We start from the raw sequence: 3698 nt of genomic DNA on the forward strand, positions 1-3698 counted from the left end.
ACCGCGATCCGCCGCCTGGACGACCTGGCCTACGGCTGGGGCGTGTGGCAGGGCGCCCTGCGGCGCCGCACCGCCGAGCCGCTGCTGCCCCGTCTCGCCCTGCCGCTGCGCGCGGCCGCCGCGCACCTGGCCGTCCGCGTCCACACCGGTCGCCAGGACGCGACCACCGCCCGGCCCTCCCGGCGCCGGACCGTCGCCGAACTCACCCTGCTCACCCTGGCGGTGGGCGCCGTGGTGGCGCTGCGCACCCGGGGCCCGTCCGGCGGGCCGGACGCCTCCGGCGACCAGCTGGTGTCGCTCGCTCCGGTGCTGGTCGCGGTGATCGCCTCCTTCGTGCTGGTGCGGCTGTATCCGCTGCCGCTGCGCGGTCTTGCCCGCCCGGCCGGGCGGCTGCGGGGTGTGGTCGGCCCGCTGTCCCTGGCCCGCGCGGGCCGCGCCTCCGGCTCGGCGGTGCTGCCGCTGCTCGCGCTGCTCACCGCGCTGACCACGGCCGCCTTCGGCGGCTCGGTGCTCAGCGGCGTGGCCGGGGCGCGGGAACGGGCGGCCGTGCTCGCCGTCGGCGCCGACGCCCGCGTCGAGTCCCTGCACGCGCTGCCCGTCGCCGTGACGGACAGGGTCCGCCGGGTGCCCGGCGTCGAGCAGGTCACCACCGCCGCCATCTCCTACAACGCCCGCCCGCTGGACGGCGAACGGACGGTCCCGGTGGCGGGCGTCGCCCCGGCCGGGTACGCGGCACTCGCCCGGCACACGGGCGTCGGCCCGTTCGACCACCGGGCGCTGCGGGCACCGGGCACGCCCGGCGAGGAGACCCCCGTGCCGGCCCTCGCGTCCACCGACGTGGCCGAGCGCTACGGCACCCGCCCCTTCCTCGTCCGCATGGAGGACGGCAGCGCCGTCACCGTACGGATCACCCAGGTGCGGGACCGCACCCCGGCCGTGGCCGGCGAGGCGTTCCTGGTGGTGGACCGCTCCGCGCTGTCCGCACGGGCCGCCCGGACGACCGCGCTGCTGGCGACCGGCACCCCCGACGCGGCGGCCCTGCGCAGGGCGGCGGGCACCGGGCCCACCGTGCAGATCCGCGCCGAGGAGCGCGCCGGGTACGTCGACTCGCCCCTGCAGTCCGGCGCCGAACGCGTCTACACCGCGGCCGTGGCGGCCGGCGCCGGCTACGCCGTCCTCGCCCTGCTGCTGACCCTGGTGCGCGCCGCCCCCGAACGGGCCGCGCTGCTCGGCCGGCTGCGCACCATGGGCCTGACCCGCGCCCAGGGACGCCGGCTGCTGGTCCTGGAGTCCCTGCCGCAGGCACTGCTCGCCGCGCTGGGCGGCACGCTCACCGCCTGGGCCACCATCCGGCTGCTCGCCCCCGGCATCGACCTGACCGCCGTCGCCGTCCCCTCGTCCGTCTTCCCGCCCGGCGGGACCACGCTGCCCGTCGACCCGGTGTCGCTGCTGGTGCCGGCGCTGGCCGTGCTGGCACTCACCGTCGGCATCTCGGTGGCGCAGGCCTGGTGGACGAGCCGCCGCGGCTCGGTACGGGAGCTGAGAGCGGGCGATGCCCGATGACCCCGTGGCCGCCACGGCACCGCGCGACCGCACCCGGAGGAGGTCCCCGATGACCACGAACCCCACGCTGGACGACCTGACCCGCCGCGTCACGGCCGACCGCGACCGGCCCGCCTTCGGCCACGACGCGCTCATCACCTGCGACCGGCTGGTGCGGGTCTTCACCGCGGACGGTGTGGAGGTGCAGGCCCTGCAGGGGCTGGACCTGCTGGTCCGCGAGGGAGAGCTGATGGCGCTGGTCGGCGCGTCCGGCAGCGGCAAGTCCACCCTGATGAACATCCTCGCCGGTCTGGACGTCCCCACGGCCGGTGCGGCCCGGGTGGCCGGGCGCGACCTGCTCACCATGACCGCCCGGGACCGGCTCGCCTACCGGCGCGAGGTCGTCGGCTTCGTCTGGCAGCAGACCGCACGCAACCTGCTGCCGTATCTCACCTCGGCCCAGAACGTCGCCCTGCCGCTGCAACTGCGCAGCGCGAAGGGCGCCGGGGAGAGCACCGGGAAGGGCACGGCCCGGATCCTGGGCCGGGGCCGTGCCGCCCGCCGGGCCCGCGCGGAACGCGTGATGGAGCTGCTGGAGATGCTTCAGGTCGCCGACTGCCGCGACCGCCGCCCGCACGAGATGTCCGGCGGCCAGCAGCAGCGGGTCGCCATCGCCGTGGCCCTCGCCAACGACCCGGCGGTGCTGCTCGCCGACGAACCGACCGGCGAACTCGACTCCCACACCGCCGAGCAGATCTTCGCCGCCTTCCGCACCGCCAACGAGCGGCTCGGCACCACCATCGTGATCGTCACCCACGACCAGGCGGTGGCCAACGAGGTCCGCCGCACGGTCGCCATCCGCGACGGCCGCACCTCCACCGAGGTGCTGCGCCGCAGCGAGGTCGACGAGGTCACCGGCGACGAGAAGGTGGTGGCCCGGGAGTACGCGATGCTGGACCGCGCCGGCCGCCTCCAGCTCCCCGCCGAGTACACCCGCGCCCTCGACATGCGCGACCGCGTCGCCCTGGAGCTGGAACCCGACCACATCGCGGTCCGCCCTGACGACAGCCGGACGGACTGAAGGACGGAAGGAATGAAGGACTGGAGGGCTGGAGGACTGGAGGGGTGAAGGGGTGGTGGGGTGAAGGGGTGGTGGGGTGAAGGGGTGAGGGGTGAGGGGTGAGGGGTGAAGGACTGAGGGGGCTGAAGGGCTGACCGGCGCCTGGGCACCCTCCCCGCGCCTCAGCGCACGCTGACGTCCAGCGCGCCCAGCCCCGACCGCCGTACGGCGACGGATCCGTAGGGGGTGCGCAGCCGCAGCCACGCGCCGGACGAGAACAGCCCGGCCTCCGTGCCGCGCAGGAAGCCCAGCGTGTGCGCCGCGTGCACCGCCCGCACCGGGAGGGCGGTGTCGCCGACCGTGCGGGACCAGATCTCCCGCCCGATCCGGTCGAGTTCGGCCCGGGTGCGCCGCTCGGGCGGCAGCCCGGCCGTGCGGGACTTGAACTCCGCGACCGCGGCGGCGACCAGGCCGCGCAGCTCCTCCGGCTCCGGCAGTCCCGGTTCGGGTTGCCAGCCGCGGCGCGGCGGCAGCACCCCGGCCCAGGGCGGGCCGGTGACCGCGGCGGGCACGGTGACCGTGGCGGCGGCCTCGTCCACCGACTCCAGCAGCTCACCGGCGGAGACGGTGCGGTCGAGGGTGACGTCGAGGCCGTTCTCGTACGGCTTGGCGAGCCGCACCGCGCGGACCGCCAGCACCTCGAAGGACGGCGGCCGGCCGAAGACGGCCAGCGCCGTCCCGGCCGACTGCATCCGCACGGCCGCCGAACGGTCGTAGTGGAGCAGCCGGGAGAGGAAGGCGGCGAGATCCGCCGCCTCCCCCTCGTCGGCCAGGTGGAGCACCGTCATGCGGCGACGGCCTCCTCCTCGGAGTCGTCGTCCTTCGCCGGACCGGCGGGCTCGGCGGACTCGTCCCGGTACCGCTCGAGGAACTCCCGCTCCTCCGCGGTGATCCGGCGCGGCCGCTGGGCCTCGAAGTCGAACGGCACGATCACGGTCGACGCCCGGACATAGATCTGGTCGCCGTCCTGCACCTCGTAGGAGAGGTCCTTGAGCTCGCCGCCGACGCGCGCGGCGATGATCGAGCGGTCGCCGGC

3 protein-coding genes and 1 pseudogene are annotated in these 3698 nt (G+C 76.3%); 2 read left to right on the forward strand and 2 right to left on the reverse strand.

Annotated features, from left to right (window positions below; genetic code table 11):
* Both ABD207_RS00045 and ABD207_RS00050 read left to right on the forward strand, forming a co-directional pair.
* Positions 1 to 1563, forward strand: a 1563-nt coding sequence (locus ABD207_RS00045; protein WP_344008859.1) for an FtsX-like permease family protein, incomplete at its 5' end; no start/stop codon positions are given.
* A gap of 49 nt (positions 1564 to 1612) precedes the next feature.
* Positions 1613 to 2623 carry an ABC transporter ATP-binding protein gene (locus ABD207_RS00050; protein WP_344008861.1) on the forward strand — a complete coding sequence of 337 codons (1011 nt, stop codon included), beginning with the start codon at positions 1613 to 1615 and terminating at the stop codon, positions 2621 to 2623.
* Positions 2624 to 2784: 161 nt separating this feature from the next.
* Here ABD207_RS00050 and ABD207_RS00055 read toward each other — a convergent pair whose 3' ends face one another.
* Both ABD207_RS00055 and ABD207_RS00060 read right to left on the reverse strand, forming a co-directional pair.
* Positions 2785 to 3450, reverse strand: a complete 666-nt coding sequence (locus tag ABD207_RS00055) for a DUF8185 domain-containing protein (protein WP_344008863.1) — start codon at positions 3448 to 3450, stop codon at positions 2785 to 2787.
* A pseudogene (locus ABD207_RS00060) lies at positions 3447 to 3698 on the reverse strand (hypothetical protein); the annotation flags it as partial. The pseudogene ABD207_RS00060 and the gene ABD207_RS00055, both read right to left, overlap by 4 nt.

Source organism: Streptomyces thermospinosisporus (assembly GCF_039526425.1).
Taxonomy (GTDB): domain Bacteria; phylum Actinomycetota; class Actinomycetes; order Streptomycetales; family Streptomycetaceae; genus Streptomyces; species Streptomyces thermocarboxydovorans.

Excerpts from the sequence above, each read along its gene's own strand:
- ABD207_RS00050 (WP_344008861.1), top strand. The coding sequence starts at position 1,613 with ATGACCACGAACCCCACGCTGGACGACCTGACCCGCCGCGTCACGGCC.
- ABD207_RS00055 (WP_344008863.1), bottom strand. The coding sequence starts at position 3,450 with ATGACGGTGCTCCACCTGGCCGACGAGGGGGAGGCGGCGGATCTCGCC.